The organism is Frigoribacterium sp. PhB24 (assembly GCF_003755185.1).
Classification (GTDB): Bacteria; Actinomycetota; Actinomycetes; order Actinomycetales; family Microbacteriaceae; genus Frigoribacterium.
The window spans coordinates 218,947-243,077 of sequence record NZ_RKIC01000013.1 but is presented as its reverse complement, the minus strand read 5'-3'; the positions used below and the strand labels follow the sequence as shown (position 1 = coordinate 243,077).

Below are 24,131 nucleotides of genomic sequence, written 5' to 3'. Positions count from 1 at the left end.
GCGTGAGACCTGCCCGGCGGGCACGACGAGCGTCGCGCGGCGGTCGCTACGGGCGGAGGGTCTCGGGGTGAGTGGGGTACGCGTGGTGTGCGTTGACGGCAGTCATGCTCATCACCCCTCTCGTGGAGCCTCTCGTGGCCCGGCCACCTCGTGGCCAGGGTCCGCCCACCGTACCGCCCCGCGCCTCCCCTGTCGATGCCCGGTTCCAGCCTCGCGGCGCGCGAGTGGGCAGAACATGCTCGTGAGCCGGGCCGGAAAAGCATCTCTTGCCCGCTCGAGCGCTTCACGCGAGGCGTCGGCGCACTCGGGCGACGAGTTCGTCGGCCCGGCGCCCGTGCAGGTCGTCGTCCGTGCACCGGACGGTCCGCCAACCGGCATCGGCGAATCGTTCTCGCCGCAGGATGTCGGTGCGGAACCTCGACGGGTCGCGGCGGTGTTCGTCACCCTCGTACTCGACGGCGACCTTGCACCACAGGTACCGCAGGTCGGGCTTGCCGAGGTAGCGCCCGTTGTCGTCGTACGTCCGGGCGTTGATCTCGGGCTCGGGCAGACCAGCCCGCAGGAGGAGCAGTCGGAGCTCGGTCTCCTTGGGCGACTCGACCCCGGGTCGCACCAACGCGAAGGCTTCGCGGACACGACTGACACCACGCCGACCCCGGGCAGAGCGAATTGCACGTTCGAGCTCGTCGAGGCTGCGCTCTCGCGCCGTGCCGCACTCGGACCAGGAGCCTACGATCGCGTCGCCGGCACGGACGAGGTCGTCGAGCGTCAGCAAGGACCCGCTCTCCACCCACGCCGTGACAGGATCGTCCACCGGGAGACCCTCGACGAGCAGCTGCGGACGACCCGGCTCGGGCCGTGCCGCACCGACGTCGGTCATGACCGCGACGTCGGGAACCGACCGGACCCGGTGCGTCACGACACCGGGCCGTCGCGGGCCCCGTCCGCCGATCGAGGTGACGTGCAGAGGCTCCATGCCGTCTCGGACCCGCCACGGGACGGGGAGACCCCAGAGACCGAGGGCCGTCACGTGGGAGAAACGCCAGTCGTCCAGCATCACCGGATGCAGCGACCGTGCCGTCTGCATCAGGTCGAGCGGGGGACCGTGTGGGTCACGGCCCAGGCCGACGAGGCGCCGGACGCCACGGTGCGGCGCCTCGAGGTCGGAGCCTCGGAGTCGTCCGACGCCGAGACCTGCACGGTGGGCCTCGGCGACGGCGAAGGGGCGATCGGAAAGCGGCGAGGGGACGACGATGCGCGGCACCCGTCGAGACTGACCGCTGGGACGTGGCCCGCGCCTCCTCATGTCGTCGCCTCGGGACGAGTGCGTGCACGTCGGCCCTGGGGACCAGACGTCCCGCCGCCCGGATGGGCAGAAGATGCTGATCCCTGCCCGACGCAGAGCACCATCCGCCCACTCGGCAGGACTGGCCTCCGGCTGATACGACCGGTGAGCGGGCTGATGAGACACGAGAGGCCCGGGCACGACGAAGGGCCGCCACCCGGGATGACCCGGGGCGGCGGCCCTCACGTGGTACGGCGTGCGGCGGCGGAGCCGCCTTCGGCCTACTGCAGGTAGAGCTGGAGGTCTTGGCTGACGGCCTTCGCGAACATGCGGAGGCGTGCCCGGCTCTCGACGCGCGAGACCGCCTGACGCGACGAGTGGACGCGCTTCGAGATCTCGTCGAGGGTCATCGGCTGGTCGTCGTCGAGGCCGAAGCGCATGCGGATGACGCGTGCCTCGTCGTCGGGCAGCGTCGCCACGAGGGCGTGCATGTCACGGTTGAGCAGCGAGCTCTCGGTGGCCTGCGTGGGCGACGGGGTCTCTTCGTCCTCGATGAAGTCGCCCAGCTCGCTGTCCTCGGCGTCACCGACGACGGTGTGGATCGACACCGGCTCGTGCGAACGGGACTTGAGCTCGATGAGGTCGGCGACCTCCATGGCGACCTCTTCGGCGACCTCGTCGACGGTGGGCGCGCGGCCCAGGTCGACGGTCAGGTCGCGCTCGGCCCGCGAGATGCGGTTGATGCGCTCGACCGTGTGCACCGGGATGCGGATGGCACGGGCCTTGTCGGCCAGGCCGCGGGCGATGGCCTGACGAATCCACCAGGTCGCGTAGGTCGAGAACTTGTAGCCCTGCGTGTAGTCGAACTTCTCGACGGCGCGGACGAGACCGAGGTTGCCTTCTTGGATGACGTCCATGAAGGGCAGGCCGCGCTGCGTGTAGCGCTTGGCGATGCTGACGACGAGACGGAGGTTCGCGGTGATCATGCGGTCTTTCGCACGCTCGCCGTCGTGCTGGAGCCAGCGGAGGTCACGCAACATCTCGGCGTGGGCCTTGGTGCGGTTCTTCTTGACGGCGTCGGCCGCCTGGAGGTCTTTGAGCTTCTCGCCCGCGAACAGGCCGACCTCGATGCGGCGGGCGATCTCGGTCTCTTCTGCTGCGTCGAGCAGCGGCATGCGACCGATGTGGCGGAGGTAGTCGCCGACCTGGTCGGTGGAGGCCCCTCGGACCTGTGACAGGACTTCGACCTCGGTGTCGTCGGTCGTTGTCGTGGTGGTGTTGCGCGTGGTGACGGAAGTGGTCGTCATCGTTCTCTCCCTGCTCGAGTACTGACCTGGTGTCGCGTCGATTAGTTCGTGAAGCTCGTCGGCGTACCCAAAGTCTGGCGTGTCCCGCAGGGCCGCCAAAAGCCGACGCGGGCCCTCACGGGACTTCTCGGAGCGCACATCCAGAGTTTCGACGACGACGGGGTACGAAGGCGAACGACGTTTGACAGCAGCCCCGATCAGGTATAGGAGGCCGCTAGCACGGCGGGGGTACACATTCTCAGCTCGTTCACCGGAAACTCGGCCCGGGATCTGTCGGGGTACGACGAACGGCACCGCGAACCCAGGAGGCGCGGTGCCGAGATCCGGGGACGCGCCCGTCGGCGACGCCCCCGAGAGGCTGAGGAGCCGGGCTAGACCGCGCCGTGGCCCGTGCGGCCCGAGCGGCTCGAGCGGCCCGAGCGGCCCGCGAGGTCGGCGCGATCGGCCGCGGCGGCGAGGTCGCGCGACTCGGCGCGCTCTTCGGCCTCGGCCTTGGCGCGCTCTTCGGCCTCGACCTTGGCGTAGACGGCACGCTCGGTGCGGTCGGAGCGCAGCAGTGCCCGGACGATGAACCAGAAGATGAGGCCCACGACGATGGTGGGCGTCACGGAGAAGACGATGGCTCCGGCAAGGGACTCAGGCACCCGACCAGGGTACGTCGACCTCCCGGGGAAAACCACGTGCTCCTCTCGACGCCGAGACGGACGGAGGCGCGGTGCCCGACCGGCACCGCGCCTCCTGCGCTCGACACGCGAGCGCGAGCCCTACTTGACGAGCGGGAAGAGGATCGTCTCGCGGATGCCGAGCCCCGTGATCGCCATGAGCAGGCGGTCGATGCCCATGCCCATGCCGCCGCTCGGCGGCATGCCGTGTTCGAGCGCCGTGAGGAAGTCGTCGTCGAGGCGCATGGCCTCGGCGTCGCCGCGGGCCGACAGGGCGGCCTGCTCGACGAAGCGCTCGCGTTGGATGACCGGGTCGACCAGCTCGGAGTACGCGGTGGCGAGCTCGAAGCCGCGGACGTACAAGTCCCACTTCTCGACGACGCCCGGCTTCGAGCGGTGCTGGCGGACGAGGGGGCTCGTGTCGACCGGGAAGTCGACCACGAAGGTCGGGCGGTCCAGCGACGGCTTGACGAAGTGCTCCCAGAGCTCTTCGACGAGCTTGCCGTGGGTCTCGTGCGGCACGACCAGGTCGACCGTCGCGGCGAGCGCCTGCAGGTCGGCCACCGAGGTCGACGGGGTGACGTCGACTCCCGACGCCTCGCTGAGCGACTCGTACATCGGCACGCGTGCCCACTCGCCGCCGAGGTCGTACTCGGTGCCGTCGGCGAGCGTGACGAGGTGCGAGCCGGCGACGGCCAGGGCGGCGTTCTGCACGAGCTCTTGCGTCAGGCGGGCCATCTGGTCGTAGTCGCCGTAGGCCTGGTAGGCCTCGACCATCGCGAACTCGGGCGAGTGCGTCGAGTCGGCGCCCTCGTTGCGGAAGTTGCGGTTGATCTCGAAGACCCGGTCGATGCCACCGACGACGGCCCGCTTGAGGAACAGCTCGGGGGCGATGCGCAGGTACAGCTCGGTGTCGAAGGCGTTGCTGTGCGTCTGGAACGGCCGGGCCGCCGCGCCGCCGTGCATCGTCTGCAGCATGGGCGTCTCGACCTCGAGGTACTCGTACGAGTCGAAGGTGCGACGCAGCGACGAGACCGCGGCGGCCCGGGCCCGGACGGTGACGCGGGCCTGCTCGCGCACGATCAGGTCGAGGTAGCGCTGACGCACACGCGTCTCTTCGCTGAGCTCGGAGTGCAGGTTCGGCAGCGGCAGGATCGCCTTGGCGGCGATCGACCAGTCGCTGACCATGATCGACAGCTCGCCACGACGGGACGAGATGACCTCGCCCTTCACGAAGACGTGGTCGCCCAGGTCGACCAGGTCTTTCCAGTCAGCGAGGCGCTGCTCGCCCACCTCGGCGAGCGAGACCATGGCCTGGATGCGGCTGCCGTCGCCCGCCTGCAGCGCGGCGAAGCAGAGCTTGCCGGTGTTGCGCGCGTGCACGACACGGCCGGCGAGCCCGACGACGTCACCCGATCGGCTGTCGGTCTCGAGCTCGGCGTACCGGGCGCGGACCGCACCGATCGTGTCGGTGATCGGCACACCGACCGGGTACGCCTCGACACCGGCCTCGAGCAGACGGGCGCGCTTGTCGAGCCGCACCTGCTTCTGCTCCGACGCCTCGCGTGCGGCGGTGGCCACCTCGTCGTCTGTCGTGGTGGTCGGGTCGGGCGCGGCGGTCATGTGTCAGGTGCTCCTGGGGTGGTGGAGGGGGCGGGAGGCGCGGGCCGGGTCAGGCGCGCGGGTCACCGAACGCGGTGGGGCCGTCGTCGAACGAGGCCATGTCGATGGTACCGGGGCCGACCGAGCCGCCGGCCTCGCCGAGGGCGGCGTCCATCGCCGATCGCATGAGCGGCGCGAGCAGCCGGCCGGGCTCGGGCAGGCCCAGCTCGGTCAGCAACCCGACCGACTGCGTGACGATGGCGGCCGAGAACTCGGTGGCCGTCGCGATCGCCTCGGCGTAGCGGGCCCGGTCGGCCTCGGCCACGATGACGGGCTCGGCGCCCATCTCGACGACGAGCGCCTGACCGATCGGCTGCACGGGCGTCGGTGCGGTGACGGCGCACCAGGCGTCGCGCAACCGCACGAGGTCGATGGTCGTGCCCGTGAAGGCGAGGGCCGGGTGGATCGCCAGCGGGATCGCCCCCGACGCGAGGGCGGGCCGCAGCACCTCGAGTCCGTGCCGGGGCGAGGTGTGCACGACGAGCTGTCCGGGCTGCCAGGTGCCCGTCGCGGCCAGGCCCTGGACGAGGTCGGCGAGCTGGTCGTCGGGGACGGCGAGCAGCACGAGCTCGCTGCGCTCGACGATCTGGGGCACGGTCAGCAGGGGCACGCCCGGCAGGATCGCCTCGGCCCGGTCCCGGCTGCGCTCGGACACGGCCGAGATGCCGACGATCGCGTGGCCCGCGGCGGCGAGCGCGGCGCCGAGGACGGGCCCGACCCGGCCGGCACCGACGATGCCCACGCCCAGACGACCGCTGCGACGGTCCGGACCGCGCTCGTTCGCGGGCGGGCCGTACGGGTCGTTCACGAGGTCTCCTCGCTCCAGCGGTGGGTGCGGTCGGCGCGGGCGGCGACGACCGCCTCCCGAGCGGCGGTGGTGAAGAAGTCGAGGGCGTCGTCCTGGTCGAGCGCGCCGATCTCGGCCACGATCGGCCCCTGGACGGTGTGCAGGTGCACGGTCGCGAGTCGCAGGCGACGCCGCAGCGGACCCTGCACGAGGCCGACGCTCTGCACCCGGGGCAGCGGCACGATGACGAGCTGACGCCAGATCGCGCCCTTGCGCAGCAGCAACGCGCCCGGTGCCGAGCGGAACCCGTTGCGCCGCCACGAGAACCAGCGCAGCACGGCGGCCCGGCGCGGCGACACGGTGAAGCCGCCGTCGGTGCCGCTCGACCTCAGCCCGCCCTCGACGAGCGAGAGGGTGTGCTCGGTCGTCGCCTCGACGGCGTCGCGGACGCCAGGAGGCGCGGCCTCCCCCGCCGCGGAGGCGACCGCCGCGGAGGCGACCGTCTCGGGGGCGACCGTCTCGGGGGCCTGCGCCGGCGCGGTGGACCCGGCCCGCGCCTCCTCGGCGGCGACGCCCACGGCGGCCACGCCCACCAGCTCGGGCAGGACGAGTTCGAGGACGCGGCGGACGTCGTCCTCGTCACCGACCGGCAGGATCGTCGTGTTCTCCTGGCCCGCGGCACCCTTGGTGCTCGAGCGCGAGGCGCGGTTGATCTTGACGTCCCACCAGCCGAACGGGCGCCAGAGCAGCGGCTGACTGACCTTGACCGAGTGGATGCGACCGGGCGGCAGCGTCTCGTTCGAGGTCGAGAACAGGCCGTACCCGATGCGGACCCCGTCGCGCGTGCCGGCGATCGTGTAGCGCAGCGACTTGGTGATGCGGTTGACGTAGAAGCCGCCCGAGCCGAGCACGGCCGGCAGCAGCACGAAGAGCAGGAACCACTCGCCCGTCGTGATCACGCTGACCGCGATCGCGACGACGACGGCGACGAGGAACAACGTGTAACCGCTCAAGACGGTCGAACCGATCAGGCGACCCGGCGAGAGGGCCACGACGGACTGCGGTGGTGCCTCGTCGGGGTCGAGCTCGGGCGCCAGGAACTCGTTCGCGCGCTGCTCGACGAGACCGCCGAAGCCCTGCCGGTGCGGAGCGTGCGCATCGGGCTGCCCCGCGGCCACGGCCGCGTCGGCGTCGGTTGGCGAGCCGGCGTCGGCGCTCGGCGAGCCGGCGTCGGCGGCAGGGGCGTGCTGCTGCTGCGCCCCGCCCGCGCGCCGCAGGATCTCGCGGCGCAGGTCGTCCGCCGACGCCGAGCGGAGGTAGGCGAGGGTGACGTTGGCGTCCTGCCCGGCCTGGTTGACCTCGAGCTTGGCGGCGCCGAAGACCCGGGCGAGCAGCGGGCGCTGGATGTTGATGCCCTGGATGCGGTCGAGCCGCGCCCGTCGGTTGGTCCGGAACACGATGCCGCTCCGCACCTCGACCACGTCGTCGCCGACGCGGAAGGTGTGCATGCGCCACGACAACCAGAAGCCACCGACGAACAGCGCGATGACCACGAACACCGCGAGCAGCAGCAGGCCCAACCAGCCCTGGTCGACGACGTAGCCGAACGGGTCGCCCTCGTCCCCTCGCCTACCGCCCGGCACGAACAGCTCGACGACGTACTCGCGCGCGTTGTTGAACAGGATCACGAGCACGGCGGCCAGCGCGATGCCCCCCTTGAGCAACGGGGTGGCCGGGTGCAGGCGGTGCCACTCGCCGTCGGTGAGGGCGGCGACGTCCGGAGGCGCGGGTCGGCCTCCGCCCCCGTGCCCCTCGGCGCGGGGGTCGCTCACAGACCGGCCCGACGCGATTCGGCCAGCTCGACGAGGCGGTCGCGCAACCGCTCGGCCTCGTCGGCGGGGACGCCCGGGATCGTCACGGCCGACGCCGCGGCCGCGGTGACGAATTTGAGGTCACTGAGACCGAGGGCCCGCACGACCGGGCCCCGGTTGATGTCGATCAGCTGCATGCGGCCGTAGGGCACGGCGACGACCCGGAGGTACAGGATGCCCTTCCGCAGCAGCAGGTCGTCCTCGCGCAGCTGATAGCCGATCGCGCGGACGCGGCGCGGGGTCAGGACGACGACCACGACGGTCACCACCACCACCACGGCCGTGATCGCATACGCCCACCACTCGCCGATGAGCCACAGCGGCACGGTGGCGGCGGCCACGATCAAGCCGGTGACCAGGTAGCCGAGCAACTCGGGCCAGACGTACTTGGGCGAGACGCGCGTCCACTCGGCGTCGGGGATGTCGAGTCGGTCCATGTCGGCGTCTCTTCCGGTCGGCGGCGGTCGGGCCGCGGGCGGTCAGACCGCCTGCGTGCCCGGGCCCTGACCGTTCTCGTCGTCGGCGGGCGGGACGGTGCACATGCGCTCGGCGACGATGCCGGCCACGAGCAACCCCGCACCGCCGACGACGGCGACGATCGCGGGCACGAGCGAGCCTACAGCGACCCCCACGCCACGGGACAGGACGAACAGCAGCACTCCCCCGGCGAAGCCGCCGAACAGGGCACCGGACAGGCTGCTCGCCTTGGCCAGCAGCAGCACGCGCGTGGCGTAGTAGGGGTCGACGCGCTCCTTGCTCGACCCGGTCGCGACACGGCGGACTGGCACGGCCATCGAGACGACGACTCCGCCGATGCCGAGCAGCACGAGGCCGAGCGCCGCGGGCAGCACGATCGACGGTTGACGCATGGCCACCAGGACCGAGTCGAGGACGAAGCCGGCGGCCACGGCCACGATGATCAGGCCGACCAGGGTGGAGGGGCGGGTGTGCTTCACGGGGCTCCTGGGCTGGGTTCGGGGGCGGGGTCGAGCAGCGAGGTCGCACCCGGCACGGGACGGGTCCGCTCCGTGAGGCGGGATGCGAGGTCGGCGACCCGCCCTGCTCCGGCGAGCCGCGCCTCCGGGTCCAGCTGGAGCCAGGGCTCGAGCACGAAAGCCCGCTCGGCGGCGCGGGGATGCGGCACCTGCAGGCGCTCGGTGTCGATGCGCTCGTCGTCGAGGGCGACGACGTCGAGGTCGAGGGTCCGGTCGCCCCAGCGGACGTCACGGGTGCGCCCGTGCGTGGCCTCGATCGCCTGCAGCGCGTCGAGCAGGGCGTCGTCGTCGAGCGTGACGTCGGCGAGCAGCACGGCGTTGAGGTAGGTCGGCTTGCTCGGATCGAGGCCGTCGAGCGTCACGGCCGTCGACGACACGGGGGCCGACGCGGCGACGACGGTGATGCCGGGCGTCGCGTCGACGGCCCGGACGGCCTCGCGCAACAGGCCGTCGCGGTCGCCGAGGTTGGAACCGAGGGCGATCACCGCCCGTCGGACGCGCGGCCCGGTCACGCGCGCTCCCGGCTGATCGTGATCGACACGTCGCCGAACGGGACCGTGATCGGGGCCCCCGGCTTGTGCACGGTGACCTCGGTCGCGACGGCCGCTCGATGGGCGAGCACGACGGCCGCGAGGCGCTCGGCGAGGGTCTCGATCAGGTCGACCGGGTCGCGCTCGACGGCGGCCACGAGCTCTTCGGCCAGCACGCCGTAGTGCACGGTCTCGCCGAGGTCGTCGCCGGACGCCGCGGGCGTGGTGTCGAGGTGCACGACGACGTCGACGACGAACTCCTGGCCGTCACGGCGCTCGTGGTCGAAGACGCCGTGGTGGCCGGTCGCCCGCACACCGGCCAGGCGCAGCACGTCGAGACCGCGGGCGCGCAGGGCCGGCGCGGGCTCGCCGACCGGTACGTGCTCGCTCTCGGGCAGGCCGTCGGGCCCGCTGCCGACGCCGCTCACGCGTGCCTCGCCGGGCGCCGCGGAGCCGCCGCGGCCTCGGTCCACGCCTGCAGCACGTCGAGGGCGAGCCGGGTGCCGGCGACGTCGTGGACACGAACGCCCCAGACGTCGGCCTGCGCGGCCAGCACGCTGACGACGGCGGTCGCGGGGTCGCGGTCGACGGGCGGCGCGCCCTCGGGCAGGAGGTCCGCGAGGAACCGTTTGCGCGACGCGGCGACGAGCACGGGCAGGCCGAGCCGGCCGAGCGCGTCGAGGTGACCGAGCAGCTGCCAGTTCTGCGTGGCGTCCTTGGAGAAGCCGAGCCCGGGGTCGAGCACGATCGTCGACGGGTCCACACCACGGGCCACGAGGTCGTCCACGCGCCGGGCGAGCTCGTCGACGACGGTGCCGACGACGTCGCCGTCGTAGTCTCGCGACGAGGCGGCGGGCGCGTGCCCCGAACCGTCGAGCCGACCACGCCAGTGCATGACCACGAAGGTGCGACCGCTCTCGGCGGCGACCCGGGCCATGTCGACGTCGGCGAGACCGCCCGACACGTCGTTGACGATCTCGGCGCCGGCCTCGATCGCGGCGGCGGCGGTCGACGCGTTCATCGTGTCGATGCTGACGCGGATGCCCTCGGACGCCAGTTCGCGCACGACCGGCAGCACCCGGCCCCGCTCGTCGGAGGGCTCGACGCGCGCGGCACCGGGCCGGGTCGACTCGCCGCCGACGTCGACGACGTCGGCCCCCTGCGCGACGAGGGCGCGGGCGTGGGCCAGGGCGGCGTCGAGGTCGAGGTGGCGACCGCCGTCGCTGAACGAGTCGGGCGTGACGTTGAGGACGCCCAGGACGGCCGGACCCGGCCGACGCGCGCCGGAACGGTCGCGTGACCGTCGGAGAACCGGCTCAGGAGGCGCGGCCTGCGACCCCGGGCCGGTCGCGACCCGGTCTCGCACCGAGGGTGCCGCGTGCGACCCGCTGCGCTGCCGCTCGGGCCGTGGTCGGGCCTCGACCGCGGGGCCGGCGTCGTCGAACGACCGCTCGTGCAACGGCCCCTCGAACCGGCCGCCGGCCACCAGCCGACGGCCCGAACGGACAGCGGGGGCCGCGGTCGCCGCGGGGGCGAGGTCGCCGGTCGTCGGGCGGGCGGCGGCGGCCACGACGGGCGGCTGCGTGGCGGCGGGTGCCTCGGCGGGGAGGCTGGTCGCGGGGGTCGTGGCCGGCGTGTGCGTGACGGGCGGCAACTGGGCCGGCGGACGAACGGCCGCGGTCTCGTTCTGCGCCAGGACGAGGCGCCCCTGCGTGATCGGACCTGCGGCGAGCACGTCGGCGGCCGCCCGCGCGGACGCCGGGGGTGCGTCGACCACGACGTCGGCCGGGTAACGCTCTCGACCGCGAGGACGCTTCGTCGGTGCGACACCACCCTCTCGGGCCTCGGCGGTCGGGCGGGCGTCGTCACCGGACTCGGCGGGGGTGCCGCGGGACGGGTCGGTCACGAAGCGGTACCTCCGTTCGGTGCTCGGGACGAGCCCTCAGGCTACCGACCGGCTGCGCCTGGGCGCAGCCGGTCGAGCCGATCGTGCGTCAGGCCGTGGCGATGCCGGGCGTCGTGCGGGGCGGACGCGTGCGGGCCGGCTTGGTCGTCGGCTCGGAGTCGACGCCCCCGTCGACGGCTTCGGCGTCGACGGGCGACTTCGTCGGCATGGGGATCGCCGGGCGGTCCGAGACCGGACGCTTGTCGCTCGAGAGCCACTGCGGGCGCTCGGGCAGTTTCTTGACGTCCTTGAAGATCACGGCGAGCTCGTCGTGGTCGAGGGTCTCTTTCTCGAGCAGCTCGCGAGCGAGGAAGTCGAGCACGTCGCGGTTGTCGTTGATGACCTGCCACGCCTCGTCGTGCGCCTGCTCGAGCAGCACGCGCACCTCGGCGTCGACGGTCTCGGCGATGTTCTCGGAGTAGTCGCGCGAGCTGCCGTCGCGGCCCATCATCATCTCGCCCGACGCCTGGCCGAGCTTGACCGAGCCGACCTTGTTGCTCATGCCGTACTCGGTGACCATCTTGCGCGCGGTCGCCGTGGCCTTCTCGATGTCGTTCGAGGCCCCGGTGGTCGGGTCGTGGAAGACGAGCTCTTCGGCGACGCGGCCGCCCATGGCGTACGTGAGCTGGTCGAGCAGCTCGTTGCGGGTGACCGAGTACTTGTCTTCGAGGGGGAGCACCATCGTGTAGCCGAGGGCACGACCGCGGGGCAGGATCGTGATCTTGGTCACCGGGTCGGTGTGGCGCATGGCCGAGGCGGCGAGGGCGTGACCGCCCTCGTGGTACGCGGTGATGAGCTTCTCGTGGTCGTTCATGATGCGGCTGCGGCGCTGGGGGCCGGCCATGACCCGGTCGACCGCCTCGTCCAGGGCGCGGTTGTCGATCAACTGGGCATTCGAACGGGCCGTCAACAGCGCGGCCTCGTTGAGCACGTTGGCCAGGTCGGCACCGGTGAACCCCGGGGTCTTGCGGGCCAGCACCTCGAGGTTGACCGAGGCGGCGAGGGGCTTGCCCTTGCCGTGCACCTCGAGGATCTGCTTGCGGCCGTCGAGGCCGGGCGCGTCGACGCCGATCTGCCGGTCGAAGCGGCCGGGACGGAGCAGGGCCGGGTCGAGCACGTCGGGACGGTTCGTCGCGGCGATCAGGATGACGTTGGTCTTGACGTCGAAGCCGTCCATCTCGACCAGCAACTGGTTGAGGGTCTGCTCGCGCTCGTCGTTGCCGCCGCCGATGCCGGCACCGCGGTGGCGACCGACGGCGTCGATCTCGTCGACGAAGATGATCGCCGGGCTGTTCTGCTTGGCCTGCTCGAAGAGGTCGCGGACTCGGCTGGCGCCGACGCCGACGAACATCTCGACGAAGTCCGACCCCGAGATCGAGAAGAAGGGGACGCCGGCCTCACCGGCGACGGCCCGGGCGAGCAGCGTCTTGCCGGTGCCGGGAGGGCCGTAGAGCAGGACGCCCTTGGGGATGCGCGCACCGACCGCCTGGAACTTGGCCGGCTCTTTCAAGAACTCTTTGATCTCTTCGAGTTCTTCGATCGCCTCGTCGGCCCCGGCCACGTCGGTGAACATGACCTGCGGCGTCTCTTTCGACGCCAGCTTGGCCTTGGACTTGCCGAACTGCATGACCTTGCTGCCGCCGCCCTGCATGGACGAGAGCAGGAACCAGAAGATGACACCGATGATCAGGAACGGCAGCAGGATGCTGAGCAGCGACATGAACCAGCTGGTCTGCGTGACAGTGTCGTCGAAGTTCTCGAGGTTCGCGTCGTTGATCGCCGAGACGACCTCGGAACCACGCGGCGTCGCGTAGTAGAACTGCTCGGCCTTGTCGCCGTCCTTCAGGACCAGGTCGACCCGTTGCTCGTTGCTGAAGATCGTCGCCGACTTGACCTGGTCGGCCTGGATGGCCTCGAGGCCCTTCTGGGTCGAGATCTGGGTCGTGCCCGCACCGCTGATGAGGCTCCACCCGATGCCGATGCCGATGACCGCGATCACGATGTAGATGATCGGACCGCGGAAGAGTTTCTTGAAGTCCATGTCAGTACGGGCGACGCCCGACACCTTTCTGCAGGAAGAAGTGAGCAAAAGGGTACATCGGGGCCGCTATGCCCCGGATGGGTGTTCGCCGAGGGCTTGATCCGCCCGGCCGGGGAGCGGGCCGCTAGCTGTAGACGTGCGGGGCCAGCACCCCGACACCGCGCAGGTTGCGGTACTTCTCGTCGTAGTCGAGGCCGTAGCCGATGACGAAGTCGTTGGGGATCTCGAAGCCGACGTACTTGACATCGACGGCGACCTTGGCGGCGGCCGGCTTGCGGAAGAGCGCGAAGATCTCGACCGACGCCGCGCCGCGCTTCTGCAGGTTCTCGAGCAGCCACGACAGCGTGAGGCCCGAGTCGATGATGTCCTCGACGATGATGACGTCGCGGCCGTGCAGGTCGCTGTCGAGGTCTTTGAGGATGCGCACGACGCCCGACGACTTGGTACCCGAGCCGTACGACGAGACGGCCATCCAGTCCATCGCCGAGGCCAGCTTGAGCTCGCGCGAGAAGTCGGCCATCACCATGACGGCGCCCTTGAGCACGCCCACCAGCAGCGGCTCGCGACCCGCGTAGTCGACCTCGACCTGCCGCGCGACCTCGGCGATCTTGGCGTGGATCTGCTCTTCGGTGTAGAGCACGCTGGTCAGGTCGGCCTCGATGTCGCTGAGTTCCATGGTGGTGTCGTGCTCCTGGGGTCGTGGGGTGCCGCGGGGGGGATCTCAGGAGGCGCCGGTCGCCGAGAAGTGCAGCGCGCCTCCGGTGCGTTCCACTGTAACGCCCGGCAGCGACACCGCCCCCTGCCCGTGCCAGTCGGTCACCAGCCGAGCGACCTCGAGGGTCTGGACGCGGCTGAGCGAGACGCCGAACTCGCTCTGCACCGCGAGCCGGATGAGCCGCTGGCGCAGAGCCGCCGGGTTGGCGGCGAGCCCGCGCACGTCGAGCGAGATGCCGGCCTCGGCGTGGTCCGCGAGCTCTTCGGCGATCTCGTCGGCGAAGTGGTCGAGGGCCGCCGAGTCCTCGCGCAGGGCGTCGGCCGTGCGCGCGAGCGCCTCGGTGATCCCCGGCCCCAGTTCGCGCTCGAGCATCGGCAGGACGGTCCGCCGCAGCCGCACGCGCGTGAACGTCGGGTCGTCGTTGTGCGGATCGTCCCACGCGTCGAGGCCGGCGTCGGTGCACGCCGCCGCCGTGGTCGAGCGGCCGACGGCCAACAGGGGACGGGCGTAGAGACCCGAGCGCGCCTCCATGCCGCTCAGGCTCGTCGCACCGCTGCCCCGGGTGAGGCCGAGCAGCACCGTCTCGGCCTGGTCGTCGCGGGTGTGGCCGAGCAGCACGGTGCGGGCCCCGTGCTCGGCGGCGACGGACGACAACGCGTCGTAGCGGGCGGTGCGTGCGGCGGCCTCGGGGCCCCCCTCGGTGCCGACCGAGACCCTCACGACGACGACCGGGTCGAGCCCGAGGCCGCGTGCCTGGTCGGCCGCGCGCGCCGCGACGGTGCGCGAGTCGCCCTGCAGGTCGTGGTCGACGACGACCGCGCCGGCTCGCAACCCCGCACGCGGTGCCTCGAAGGCGGCACCCGCCGCGAGCGCGAGCGAATCGGCCCCGCCGCTCAGGGCGACCAGCACCAGGTCGCCCTCGGCATGACCGGGCAAGGAGGCGCGCACGGCACGTCGGACGTCGGCCGTCGCAGGGGTCAGGCGGGGTCTGTCGGGCATCTTGTAACGTTAGCGACACCGCCGACCCGTCGGGTCGGACCCCCCAACGACGCATCGCAAGGAGCACACCCATGGCCGCGTACGACGCCGTGATCGAGATCCCCAAAGGCAGCCGCAACAAGTACGAGGTCGACCACGAGACCGGTCGCGTCTACCTCGACCGCGTTCTGTTCACCGGGTTCGTCTACCCGACCGACTACGGCTTCTTCGAGAACACGCTGGGCCTCGACGGCGACCCCGTCGACGTGCTCGTGCTGCTCGACTACCCGCTGTTCCCGGGCGTGGGCGTGAAGGTCCGCCCGGTCGGCGTCTTCAACATGACCGACGACGGCGGCAGCGACGCCAAGGTCATCGCCGTCCCCGCGAAGGACCCGCGCTGGCAGCACATCCAGGACGTGACCGACGTCCCCGAGTACCTCCGCAAAGAGATCGAGCACTTCTTCGAGCACTACAAAGACCTCGAGCCCGGCAAGTGGGTCAAGACCGAGGGCTGGGGCGACGCCGCCGAGGCCGAGGCCATCGTCGAGGCCGGCATCAAGAAGCTGGCGGACGAGGGGCACTGACCTCTCGCACCTCCTGCGACACGGAGGGCCCGACACCACGTGGTGTCGGGCCCTCCGTCGCTCCTGGGGGCGCGTCCGGCGTCGGCTCGCGTCGTCCGCGGGCGGCTCCTACAGGCGGATGCCGCGGTCGGCCATGAACGGCTGCGGGTTCTGCGCGACGCCGCCGACGCGGGTCTCGAAGTGCAGGTGGCAGCCGGTCGAGTTGCCGGTCGAACCGACGTGACCGATCTGCTGACCGGTGCCGACCGCCTGCCCGACGCTGACCATGATGCCGCCGTTCGGCTGGTGGCCGTACCCGGTGGTGACGCCGTTGCCGTGGTCGACCAGCACGAAGTTGCCGTAGCCGCCGTACCAGCCGGCGTAGGTGACGACTCCCGCGGTCGCGGCGTAGATCGGCGTGTTGCACCCTGCGGCGAGGTCGGTGCCCGCGTGGAGGATGTACGCGTGCGTCACCGGGTTGACGCGCATGCCGAAACCACTCGAGACGTTGCCGCCGGCGGGACGCGTCCACCCCTGGGGCGACACGACCCCGAGGGCCGTGCCGTTGGTCGCCGCCGCCGCTGCGGCCGCGGCGGCGCGGGACTCCTCGACGCCCTTCTGGTACTCGGCCTCGGTGTGGTCGACGTTGGTCTTCAGGGTCTCGAGCTGGGCCTGGAGCCGCGCCTGGTTGTCCTGCTGCGCGGCCAGCGCGTCACTCGCGGCCTGGGCCGCGTCGTTCGCGTCGGCCAGGGCCTGCTGGGCCTTGTCGGCCAGCACGGCCAACGCCGCCTCGGCCACCGCGGCCTGGTCACTGAGCCCCTGAGCGGTGTTGCGGTCCTGGGTGGCCTGCGCGTAGATGCCGTCGGCCTGCTCGGTGAGCTTGGTCATCGCGCCGAGCTTGTAGAGCAGTTGCCCCGCCTCACCCGGGTCGGCGATCAGGCTGCCGCTGACACCGTTCGTGCCACCGGACCGCCCGAGCTGCGCGGCGAGCTGGCCTGCGCGCTCCTCGCTGGCGGCGGCGACCTTGTCGGCCGAGTCGGCCTGCGACTGCAGTTGGGCGGTCTTGTACTGGGCGTCGTCGTACGCGGACTGGGCCTTCTGCAGCTCGTCACCGCGTTTCTCGGCCTCGGCGTTCTTGGCGTCGAGGTCCGCCTGCATCTGGGTGAGGATGCCCTCGAGGTTGGTGATCTCGGCCTGCTTCGCGGTCTCGTCGCCCCGGGCCTTCTGGACGTCCTCCCACGACGGGTAGGACGCGGCTGTCGCCGACGAGGCGGGCAGTCCGACGACACCCGCGGTGAGCAGCAGGGTCGCGGCGGCGATCGAGACGACGACGCGGGTGAGTCGCGACGACGGCGCGAGGGGACCCGACGTGAGGCTCGCCAGGCGGGCTCGACCGGGTCGGCGGGTGGGGGTCATCGAATGGGTCCGATTCGTCGTGACGGCGTCGAGTCCGTGGGGCCGGTGGTCGCCGTGATGGACACGGTAACCCCGGCGGGCCGTCCCGTACAGCGCCGCGGGGCGGCGACGACGGGCGGGCCGCCCCGGGGGCGGGCCCGAACTCTCGAGAACGACTTGAAACTAGCCTCCGCGCCGGCGAACGTCGGGCAATCGCGACGGAGTGGCGGGTGAGTCGCGTGACCGGAACGGGGGACGAGGAGGCGCGCGCGGCGATCCGCGTCGCCCCCGTTTTGCTTTTGCCCGCGATCATCCGTATGCTCTGTGATCGGTTGCTATGACGTCCTCGGACACGGCCCCATCGTTTAGTGGCCTAGGACACCGCCCTTTCACGGCGGCAGCACGGGTTCGAATCCCGTTGGGGTCACCAGCACCACGGCAAGACCGCTCCGAGGCATCACCTGCACCAACCACAACAGAACATCGAGTACGCTGTGTCACAGCAGCAAGTTTGGCCCTGTAGCGCAGTTGGTTAGCGCGCCGCCCTGTCACGGCGGAGGTCGCCGGTTCAAGTCCGGTCAGGGTCGCCAAGGCGAGTTCATCGCCTGGGGGCTTCGGGCCCTCACGGCTGGGTAGCTCAGTTGGTAGAGCGTTCGACTGAAAATCGAAAGGTCCACGGATCGATGCCGTGTCCAGCCACAGAAGGCCCCGCTCAGGCGGGGCCTGACTCGTTTAACGGCCGGCCCGCGCACGGGCACTGCGGGTCGCCCTCGTGAGCATCGGCCACGACCCCGCCGTCGTCCCCCTCCGCAGCCGTTGGCTCGACCCGCTCGTCGCCGGACTCGCGGCCCTGCTGGTCGGGGCGGCCTTCAGCTGGGTGCCCTCGTACTGGAGCGACGAGGCGACGACGCTGCAGGTGGCACGCCTGCCCCTCGGTCAGTTGCTGGCCTTCGTCGACCAGCGCGACGCGGTGCACACGGTCTACTACCTCCTCATGCATGTCTGGGTCGGAGCCTTCGGCGACGCCGAGGTGGCCACGAGGTTCCCCTCGGCCGTGTTCGTAGGGGCCGGGGCCGCAGGGGTGCTCGTCCTCACGCGCATGCTGACGACCCGTCGCACGGCCCTGCTGGCCGCCGCGCTCTACGCGGTGTTGCCCCGCTTCACCCTCGAGGCCGCCGAGGCCCGCCCCTACGCGCTGTCGGCCGCGCTGGCCGTCTGGGTGACCGTCCTGCTCCTCGTGGCGTCCCGACGTCACCGCCGACGCTGGTGGATCGGGTACGGCGCGGTCCTCGCCGGGTCGATCGCGACCTTCGTCCCCCTCGGCCTGATCATCGTCGTCCACGGCGTGTTCCTGCTCCTGGCGCCGGCACAGCGCCGACGTCGTGGAGCCCGCCACCGCCTCCTCGGCTGGTCCGTCTCGACCGGGGCCGCGCTGTTCGCGACCGCCCCGGTCATCGGGACGGTCCTCGCCGAGCGCTCGCGCCTCCTCGGGGTGGCCGATCCGTCGACGGGGGCCGACGTCACCTGGTGGACGGTCCTGGTCGAACCGTGGTTCGTCACGGGGCTGGCATTCGCCGTGATCTCGGCGATCCTGCTGATCCTGCTCGGGACGCGCCTGCGCGACCGGTCACGCACGCCGGGCAGCGTCGTGTTGCTCGGCGCGCTCTGGGTCGCGGCACCCGCGGGGTTGCTGCTCGTGCTGGGACTCGTGCTGTCGCCGGTGTACACGTCGAGGCTGGTGACCTTCTCGGCCCCGGGCATGTGCCTGCTGCTGGCCGTGGCCGTCACCGGCTTCAGGAGGCGCTGGATCAGCATCGCCCTCGTCGCCCTCCTGGTCGCGGGCTCGGTCCCGACCTACGTGCTGCAGCGACTGCCGACCGGCAAGGGGGGCGGCAGCGACCTCTCGCAGCTCTCGAGCTACATCGAGAGCCAGGCCCGCCCCGGCGACGCGTTCCTGCTCGATGCGACCGGTACCGTGTCGACACGCCCCCGCCAGGCGATCTACGCGTACCCCGAGCGCTTCGCCGAGCTCGACGACGTCGCGTTCGTGCGATCGGGACTGCCCTCGGGCTCGTACTCGGACGTGACCCTGCGGCTCGACGACGAGGACGACGCCGTCGAGCTGGCCGACCGACTGGCGTCGGTCGACCGCGTGTGGATCGCCCGCCTCTCGGTCGACGTGCTCAGCGAGGCCGACCTGCGCCAGCTGCGCGACCAGGGGTACGTGATCCGGCAGGAGCACCGCACCGGTCGCAGCGTCGTCTACCTCTTCGCGCGGCCGCCGGCCTGACGCTCAGCGACGCAACTCGAGGGTGCAGCACTTGACGCCGCCACCGCCGAGCAGCAGCTCCGAGAGGTCGACGCCGACGGGGTTGTAACCGCGCTCGCGCAGCTGCCGCTCGAATCCGGTCGCCCGGGCGGCGATGACGACGTTGTAGCCGTCCGAGTACGAGTTGAGGCCGAGGATGGCCGCGTCCTCTTCGCTGACGAGGATCGCGTCGGGGAAACGCTGCCGCAGGATCGCGAGCGAGGCGTCGTCGAAGGCGCTCTCGAGGTACGCGATGGTGTGACGGCCGTCCACAGGCTCGGGGTCGAGGACGGCGATGGCCGTGTCGAGGTGGTAGAAGCTGGGGTTCACCAGGGTGAGGCTGACGACCTCCCGGCCGAAGACCCGGGCGACCTCGTCGTGCGAGCTAGAGTCGGTGCGGAAACCCGTCCCGGCGAGGATGACGTCGCCGACCAGCAGGAAGTCGCCCTCGCCCTCGTTCGTCTCGACGGGCTCGGCGACCTCGAAGCCGGCCGAGGCGAACCAGCGCATGTAGGCCGGGCCCTCGGCCTGGCGCTCGGGGTAGGTGAAGCGGGCACCGTAGGCGATGCCGTCGAGGACGAAGCCGCCGTTGGCCGCGTAGACCATGTCGGGTAGGCCCGCCTCGGGGTCGATAAGCTCGACGTCGAATCCCAGGCCGACGTAGGTGTCGTACAGGGTCTGCCACTGGGCCAGCGCCAACGAGGTGTCGGTCGGTTTGGCGGGGTCCATCCACGGGTTGATCTTGTAGCTGACGGTGAAGTGTTCGGGTCGGCACATCAAGATGGTGCGGTGGCTCGCCACACGTGCGGAGTCCCGTCGGGTGGTCGTGTCGGGCAGGTCGGAAGGTTCGATCGTCAGGCTCACCGGAACAGTGTCACATCGCCGCCGCGCACGAGGCGGGGCTCTCACGCACTTTTCTTGCGTATTTATCAGCTGTAACGCAGTTTAATAGCGTAAGGTCAGGCCGTGGACAATCTCGACTACGGCATCATCGACCTCCTGCGGCAGAACGCCCGCGCCGGGTACGGCGACATCGGCGCCTCGGTCGGGCTCAGCGCCTCGGCGGTGAAGCGCCGCGTCGACCGTCTCGTGGCGGACGGGGTCATCAAGGGGTTCACGGTGCAGGTCGACCCGGCCGTCGACGGGCTCGGCACCGAGGCCTACGTCGAGCTGTTCTGCCGCGGCACCGTCTCACCCCAAGAACTGCAACGAATCCTCGGCACGGTGCCCGAGGTCGTCGACGCCGGCACGGTGACCGGCAGCGCCGACGCCATCGTCCACATGCGCAGCCGCGACATCCCCTCGCTCGAAGAGGCGCTCGAACGCGTGCGCAACGCCCCGAACGTCGACCACACCCGCAGCGCCATCGTCCTGTCGAAGCTGATCAGCCGGCGCTCGGCCTGACGGCACCCCTGCGCGGTCAGAGCCGCAGGGCGGTCAGAGCCGCAGGGCGGTCAGAGCCGCAGGTCGGCCAGTGCCGGGTCGAGGCGACCGTACCGGTGCGCCGTCAGCGAGACCGACTGCTCGCGCACGAACGTCAACAGTTCGACGCGCCCCTCTTCGGTCACCTCGCCCGCGACGATCGTCACGTCGGGGCTGCCCTGCACCGCCCGGGCCAGGGCCGCGGGATCTCCGCCGATGAGTCGGACCCGCAGGCCGCGGTAGGCGCCGACGGCCTCGGGCGACGGGTCGGGTCTCGAGTCGTCGACCCGTCCGGCGTCGTCGGACGCGCGCGCGCCCCCGGCCGCCTCGGCGAGCAGGTCGAGCACGTCCGGACCCTCCGCCTCGGTCGTGTCACGCTGCAGCACCCCCGCGGCGGCCCGTGCGACGAAGGCCTCGTCGCTCTCGACGACGACGTCGCGCACACGCACCGGGGACGAGGAGGCGCGCCACAGGTTCACGAGACCGGCCGGCAACGGGACGGCCGAGCTGACGGTCAGGGTCGACCCGGCCCGTGCGCCGGCGGCGACGAGTCGGACGAGCGCCGCCGGGTCGGCCCCCGAGGAGAGCCGGATCGTGACCGGGTGCGGGCGGTAGCGCAGCACGTTGCGTTCGACCACGAGGGCGGTGACGTCCCGGGCCAGGCCGAACTCGGACTGCCAGGCGCGCTGATCGCTCTCGACCGCCGTGCGCAGCGAGTCGAACTGCTCGAACGAGAGGGTCGGTCGGGCCGCGTCGACCAGGCGGGTGACCCCCTCGGACACGTCGTGCAGACGCAGGGAGGGGCGCGGGTCGTGGGGCCGGTGGCGCCAGGCCCCCTGCCCGACCAGCGCGTTCGGCCCGCCGGGTTTGAGGCCACGGCCGACGGCCCGTCGTCCCCACCCGCCGGTGGGCCTTCGCCGCACGCGCGCCCCGGTCGTCGGCCCACCGACGACGAGGTCGCCCGCCCGCACGGTGTGCAGCCACTCGTCGATCTCGTCGACGTCGAGGGAGTGCAGCCCGGCGACGTCACCACCGCTCTCTGCGTTCTGCACCGCGACGGCGTCGGCGAGGGTCTCGACGACGACGAGGCCGACGACGGGAACCGCGTGCGGACCGGAGGCGAAGGCACCCCGCGGGTCGACGCCGTCGCGCACGCCCGGCGAGCAGAGGGCCCCGGTCTCGTCGAGGGGGCGTGGCTCGACCAGCCAGGACTCGCCGGGACCCAGCACGGTCAGGACGTCGAGCTCGGACCCGGTCGGAGGCCCGTCGAGCGGCCCCATCACGGTGGTGACGGCGTCGGCCGGGCCGACGACGACCGCGTCGAAGGCTTCGCGCAGCAGGCGCCGGAACGTCTCACCGTGACCGACGGAGCCGACGGCCAGCACGAGGTCGAGGGCGCCGTGACCCCGGCCGGCGTGGTCGACGACGCTCGCCACGACGTCCGCGGCCGCGAGCTCGAGATCGGCCGAGGGGGTGACGACGAGCGAGGTGACCCCGGGGGTACGCACGGCGAGGTCGAGGTCGGGGCGCACGTCACGGAGGCCGACGACCGTCTCGATCGAGCCGTGGGCGACGACCCGGTCGACCCTGGGGTGCGTCAGCAGGGCCCGTTCGTGGTCGGGGTCGTCGGCGACGACCAGGGCCAGGAGCGATTCGGGCACGCCGACCGCCCAGAGTGCCTCTGCGACGACGGCGACCGCCCGCCGCCGACTGCGCGGCAGGTGGACGAGGACCGCGCTGCCGGCGCCGAATGCCGCGAGCACCCCCTCGACCGTGCTGGCGACGGGAGTGACGAGGTCGGGCACGACGACCGTGAGTCGCGCGGGCCGGTGTTCGGCCGTCTCGACGGTCGCGAGGTCTCGGGTCAGGGCCGCCAGCCGGTGCGCCGAGTCGACGGCCGCACCGACCTCGTGGTCGGCCTCGGACAGGGTCGAGCGGTACTCGCTGATCGACACCTCGACGAGTCGCGAGCGCCGCAGGGCGAGCTCGCGACCCGCGAGGTCGAGCAGTTCGGCACGGGTCTCGGGATCTTGCCCGGCCCACGCCACCCCTGCAGCGGAGGCGCGGGTCAACATCGCCTCGAGGGCTCCGTCCTCGAGTGCGCCGGCCCCGAGGGAGGGTGCCGCGTCGGCGGTCTCGACGCCCGCGACCGACCGTCGGGCGCGCCCGAGCACACCCCGAGCCCACCTCCGGTTGCCGTCGAGTGAGGGATCGGTGTCGGCTTCGGCCACGAAGTCGACGACGTGGTCGGGGCCCTCGTCGAGCGGGCCCGACCGGTCTCGTCGACGGCGAGGCGCGGAGGGCAGCTCGCCCACGGTCGCGACGGCTCGGTCGTGTCGGCGGGCCTCTCGGGCGAAGGCCGCCTCGTGGTCGACGTCGAGGGTGCTGGAGAGGAACCCTTCGGGGTCGGCGAGCGCGTCGAGCCGGCCCACCAGGTGTCGCACGGCGGAGTCGAACTCGCCGGGGTCGATCACCGGCACCTGGAGGACGAGGGAACCGAGCTCGGAGCGGACGACCTCGGCCAGACCGGGCGCCGACCCCAGCCACATCTCGACGTCGAGCAGGTGGTCGGTGCCGTGTCGGCGGGCGACCGTGACGGCTCGGGCCAGGTCGAAGACGTCGTGCCCCGCGAATCCGACCCGGACGACCGCGGCGTTCTCGGGCCGCAGGGCGAAGTCGACCAACCGGAGGTGGCTCGCGTCGGTCTCGTGCTTCGCCTCGAACGTGACGACTGGCCAGTCGTGGAGCCGTGCGTCGACGATCTCGTCACGACGCGACCCGCCCTTCACCAGCCTGACCGATATCGGAGCGCCGCCCCGGTCGACCCGGGCCCGGGCCCAGTCGGTGAGCAGTCGCAGCGAGTCGAGCGCCTCGGGGACGTACGACTGGACGACGATGCCCGCCGTGGCCGACTCGAGCCCGGGCCGGTCGAGCAGTCGCGTGAAGACGTCGATCGTGAGGTCGACGTCGGCGTGCCGGTCGACGCCGAGGGTGAGGAGGGTGCCCGACGACGCCGCGAGCTCGAACAGGGGCCCGAGCCGCGACACGGCCAGATCGCTCGTCTCGTCGAAGGCCCACGGCGAGGTCGGGCCGACGAGCTCGCGCACGGTGGTCGTGACGCGCTCGACATCGGGCCGCTCGATCAGCGCCCGGACCGCGGCGACTCGCCGCTCGGCCCGTGTCGGACCCGACACCGTCGGCCCCCAGGCCGTCAGGTCGAGCCGGATGCCGTCGCCGCGGAGACCCGTGAGGGCCTGCGCGAGCTTCTCGGGTGGAGCGTCGACGAGCAGGTGCCCGACCATGTGCCGTAGCGTCCGCCTGGCGACCGGCATGATCGGCTTGGGTGCGAGCGGGCCGAAGCCCCCGCCGAACGAGATCGCCGCCCGGAGGTGCCAGGGCAGCAGGGCCGGCGTCCGTCGGCTGAGCGCGTCGAGCGCGGACGCCGCCGCCCTGTCGTCTTCGGGCCGGACGACGCGATCGGCGAAGTCACGGGCGAACTCGAGCCCTCGGGGGTCGCGCAGCACCTCGGCCAGACGAGCGGCCGGACCCTGCACCGGGGCGGCACGCGCGGCATCCCACCAGCGGCGGGCTGTCTCGATGGTCTGCTGCGTGACTTCGTCGGCGTGCACATCGGACATGGGTCGAGGATATGCTGCGCCACCGTC

General features: G+C 71.9%; 20 protein-coding genes and 3 tRNA genes. 6 read left to right on the top strand and 17 right to left on the bottom strand.

What is annotated here, in order from left to right:
• Nucleotides 1-283: 283 nt before the first annotated feature.
• The 14 genes from EDF50_RS12875 to tilS form a co-directional block, all read right to left on the bottom strand.
• The gene (locus EDF50_RS12875; RefSeq protein ID WP_123519921.1) at nucleotides 284-1,264 is read right to left on the bottom strand and encodes a hypothetical protein; all 981 of its coding nucleotides are present in this window, start codon (nucleotides 1,262-1,264) and stop codon (nucleotides 284-286) included.
• Between the two features lie 302 nt (nucleotides 1,265-1,566).
• Nucleotides 1,567-2,592, bottom strand: coding sequence for a sigma-70 family RNA polymerase sigma factor (locus tag EDF50_RS12870; RefSeq protein WP_123519920.1), 1,026 nt, complete (start codon nucleotides 2,590-2,592; stop codon nucleotides 1,567-1,569).
• Nucleotides 2,593-2,963: 371 nt separating this feature from the next.
• Nucleotides 2,964-3,236, bottom strand: coding sequence for a hypothetical protein (locus EDF50_RS12865; protein ID WP_123519919.1), 273 nt, complete (start codon nucleotides 3,234-3,236; stop codon nucleotides 2,964-2,966).
• Between the two features lie 120 nt (nucleotides 3,237-3,356).
• On the bottom strand, nucleotides 3,357-4,877 hold the full coding sequence (gene lysS / locus EDF50_RS12860) for a lysine--tRNA ligase (RefSeq protein ID WP_123519918.1): 1,521 nt from the start codon (nucleotides 4,875-4,877) through the stop codon (nucleotides 3,357-3,359).
• 49 nt (nucleotides 4,878-4,926) lie between these two features.
• A complete protein-coding gene (locus EDF50_RS12855) occupies nucleotides 4,927-5,724 on the bottom strand; it encodes a Rossmann-like and DUF2520 domain-containing protein (protein WP_123519917.1) in 798 nt (265 codons plus the stop codon).
• Nucleotides 5,721-7,535 (bottom strand): PH domain-containing protein, encoded by a 1,815-nt coding sequence (locus tag EDF50_RS12850; RefSeq protein ID WP_123519916.1) that lies wholly within the window; start codon nucleotides 7,533-7,535, stop codon nucleotides 5,721-5,723. The genes EDF50_RS12855 and EDF50_RS12850 overlap by 4 nt, the downstream gene beginning before the upstream one ends.
• Entirely contained in the window at nucleotides 7,532-8,011 is a 480-nt protein-coding gene (locus EDF50_RS12845; RefSeq protein ID WP_123519915.1) for a PH domain-containing protein, read from the bottom strand. Before EDF50_RS12845 ends, EDF50_RS12850 begins: the two co-directional genes overlap by 4 nt.
• 42 nt (nucleotides 8,012-8,053) lie before the next feature.
• Nucleotides 8,054-8,530, bottom strand: a complete 477-nt coding sequence (locus EDF50_RS12840) for a DUF3180 domain-containing protein (protein WP_158612716.1) — start codon at nucleotides 8,528-8,530, stop codon at nucleotides 8,054-8,056.
• A complete protein-coding gene (folK, locus tag EDF50_RS12835) occupies nucleotides 8,527-9,081 on the bottom strand; it encodes a 2-amino-4-hydroxy-6-hydroxymethyldihydropteridine diphosphokinase (protein WP_123519913.1) in 555 nt (184 codons plus the stop codon). Before folK ends, EDF50_RS12840 begins: the two co-directional genes overlap by 4 nt.
• Nucleotides 9,078-9,527: a dihydroneopterin aldolase gene (folB, locus tag EDF50_RS12830; RefSeq protein ID WP_233570630.1), complete on the bottom strand. Its 450-nt coding sequence runs from the start codon at nucleotides 9,525-9,527 to the stop codon at nucleotides 9,078-9,080. Before folB ends, folK begins: the two co-directional genes overlap by 4 nt.
• On the bottom strand, nucleotides 9,524-10,357 hold the full coding sequence (folP, locus tag EDF50_RS12825; protein WP_123519964.1) for a dihydropteroate synthase: 834 nt from the start codon (nucleotides 10,355-10,357) through the stop codon (nucleotides 9,524-9,526). The genes folB and folP overlap by 4 nt, the downstream gene beginning before the upstream one ends.
• Before the next feature lie 736 nt (nucleotides 10,358-11,093).
• Nucleotides 11,094-13,085 carry an ATP-dependent zinc metalloprotease FtsH gene (ftsH, locus tag EDF50_RS12820; protein WP_123519912.1) on the bottom strand — a complete coding sequence of 664 codons (1,992 nt, stop codon included), beginning with the start codon at nucleotides 13,083-13,085 and terminating at the stop codon, nucleotides 11,094-11,096.
• Nucleotides 13,086-13,209: 124 nt separating this feature from the next.
• Nucleotides 13,210-13,761 (bottom strand): hypoxanthine phosphoribosyltransferase, encoded by a 552-nt coding sequence (gene hpt / locus EDF50_RS12815; RefSeq protein WP_123519911.1) that lies wholly within the window; start codon nucleotides 13,759-13,761, stop codon nucleotides 13,210-13,212.
• A 45-nt stretch (nucleotides 13,762-13,806) separates the two neighbouring features.
• Nucleotides 13,807-14,799 carry a tRNA lysidine(34) synthetase TilS gene (tilS, locus tag EDF50_RS12810; RefSeq protein WP_123519910.1) on the bottom strand — a complete coding sequence of 331 codons (993 nt, stop codon included), beginning with the start codon at nucleotides 14,797-14,799 and terminating at the stop codon, nucleotides 13,807-13,809.
• 71 nt (nucleotides 14,800-14,870) lie between these two features.
• Here tilS and ppa point away from each other — a divergent pair, with 71 nt between their 5' ends.
• Nucleotides 14,871-15,362: an inorganic diphosphatase gene (ppa, locus tag EDF50_RS12805; RefSeq protein ID WP_123519909.1), complete on the top strand. Its 492-nt coding sequence runs from the start codon at nucleotides 14,871-14,873 to the stop codon at nucleotides 15,360-15,362.
• A gap of 108 nt (nucleotides 15,363-15,470) precedes the next feature.
• Here ppa and EDF50_RS12800 read toward each other — a convergent pair whose 3' ends face one another.
• The gene (locus EDF50_RS12800; RefSeq protein ID WP_123519908.1) at nucleotides 15,471-16,757 is read right to left on the bottom strand and encodes a M23 family metallopeptidase; all 1,287 of its coding nucleotides are present in this window, start codon (nucleotides 16,755-16,757) and stop codon (nucleotides 15,471-15,473) included.
• Between the two features lie 333 nt (nucleotides 16,758-17,090).
• Between EDF50_RS12800 and EDF50_RS12795 the strand changes: the two genes are divergently transcribed.
• The 4 genes from EDF50_RS12795 (at nucleotide 17,091) to EDF50_RS12780 (ending at nucleotide 19,026) form a co-directional block, all read left to right on the top strand.
• Nucleotides 17,091-17,166 (top strand) — tRNA-Glu (locus EDF50_RS12795).
• An 83-nt stretch (nucleotides 17,167-17,249) separates the two neighbouring features.
• Nucleotides 17,250-17,326 (top strand) — tRNA-Asp (locus EDF50_RS12790).
• Between the two features lie 36 nt (nucleotides 17,327-17,362).
• A tRNA-Phe gene (locus tag EDF50_RS12785) sits at nucleotides 17,363-17,435 on the top strand.
• Between the two features lie 73 nt (nucleotides 17,436-17,508).
• Nucleotides 17,509-19,026 (top strand): glycosyltransferase family 39 protein, encoded by a 1,518-nt coding sequence (locus EDF50_RS12780; protein WP_123519907.1) that lies wholly within the window; start codon nucleotides 17,509-17,511, stop codon nucleotides 19,024-19,026.
• Between the two features lie 3 nt (nucleotides 19,027-19,029).
• On the opposite strand, the gene ddaH is transcribed toward EDF50_RS12780, so the two are convergent.
• Nucleotides 19,030-19,908, bottom strand: a complete 879-nt coding sequence (ddaH, locus tag EDF50_RS12775) for a dimethylargininase (RefSeq protein ID WP_370453998.1) — start codon at nucleotides 19,906-19,908, stop codon at nucleotides 19,030-19,032.
• Between the two features lie 102 nt (nucleotides 19,909-20,010).
• Between ddaH and EDF50_RS12770 the strand changes: the two genes are divergently transcribed.
• Entirely contained in the window at nucleotides 20,011-20,448 is a 438-nt protein-coding gene (locus EDF50_RS12770) for an Lrp/AsnC family transcriptional regulator (protein ID WP_043593232.1), read from the top strand.
• A gap of 50 nt (nucleotides 20,449-20,498) precedes the next feature.
• Here EDF50_RS12770 and EDF50_RS12765 read toward each other — a convergent pair whose 3' ends face one another.
• Nucleotides 20,499-24,104, bottom strand: a complete 3,606-nt coding sequence (locus EDF50_RS12765) for a proline dehydrogenase family protein (protein ID WP_123519906.1) — start codon at nucleotides 24,102-24,104, stop codon at nucleotides 20,499-20,501.
• Nucleotides 24,105-24,131 lie beyond the last annotated feature (27 nt).